The organism is Nostocoides jenkinsii Ben 74 (genome assembly GCF_001046875.1).
GTDB lineage: Bacteria > Actinomycetota > Actinomycetes > Actinomycetales > Dermatophilaceae > Nostocoides_A > Nostocoides_A jenkinsii.
This window is the reverse complement of sequence record NZ_HF571038.1, coordinates 3,671,491-3,672,448: the sequence shown is the minus strand read 5'-3', so window position 1 is coordinate 3,672,448 and position 958 is coordinate 3,671,491. Positions and strand designations below refer to the sequence as shown.

At 66.6% G+C, this 958-nt stretch carries 1 protein-coding gene and 1 pseudogene; both read right to left on the bottom strand.

All coding sequences use genetic code 11. The features are described 5' to 3' along the window. Positions 1 to 636, bottom strand: a pseudogene (locus tag BN13_RS19800) (sensor histidine kinase); the annotation flags it as partial. Further along, positions 636 to 958, bottom strand: a 323-nt coding sequence (locus BN13_RS17495) for a winged helix-turn-helix domain-containing protein (protein WP_048548513.1), incomplete at its 5' end; no start/stop codon positions are given. The pseudogene BN13_RS19800 and the gene BN13_RS17495, both read right to left, overlap by 1 nt.

The window sequence follows — 958 nt, the reverse complement described above, 5'->3', positions numbered from 1 at the left end:
CAACCGGGAGACGCGGCCGGCGGTGGCGGCAAGCCGTTGCAGCGGAGCGAGATTGCGACGCACGAGGAAGGTGCCGCCCGCGCCGACCACGACGAGGCCGAGCAGAGTGCCCGCGGCCACAAGACCGATGAGCTGATTCGTGATGGCCTGGATGGGGCCCGTCGGGACGCCCGTGACATAGGTCGTGCCGCTCCGGCTGATGGCGATCAGTCGATAGGTTCCGATCTGCGAGCCGAGGTCGACATCCTTGGGGCGGGTGTCGAGGTTGGCGCCGAGCAACTGGGCAATTTGGTTTGTGGTCAACGTCGAGGCGTCCCCGTCGGTGTCCACGACGCTGTTGATCGGGCCGAATCGGTCGCTGATGACGTTGCCATTGACGGTGGCCAGGCGCAGCACGGCGCTCCCGCTGCCCGGGGGCGGGCCAACAGCCCGGCGACCAGGACCACTGCTGCCGTCTCCGTCCTGATCGAGGTCGAGGGAGCGGCGGACGGTTTGTTGGAGATCCTGGTCGACCTGGCCGGACAAGTAGTTCTTGGTGGCGAGCACAATCATTGCGCCGGTGCCCAGGCTGACCGCGATGAACAGCGCGATCATCGAGGCGACCAGCTTGGTGCGCAGGCTCCAGGAGCGACCCATCACTCGGCGGGCTTGAGGACGTAGCCGACGCCTCGCATGGTGTGGATCATCGGGGTCCGGCCCGCGTCGATCTTCTTGCGCAAGTAGGAGATGTAGAGCTCAACAACATTGGCCTGGCCGCCGAAGTCGTAGTTCCACACGCGGTCGAGGATCTGGGCCTTGGAGAGCACCCGCTTGGGGTTGCGCATGAGGTAGCGGAGCAGCTCGAACTCGGTGGCGGTGAGGCTGATCTCGGTGCCGGCGCGCGTCACCTCGTGGCTGTCCTCGTCCATGGTGAGGTCGCCGACGACCAGCAGCGAGGTGGACTCGTCGGCGACGACGG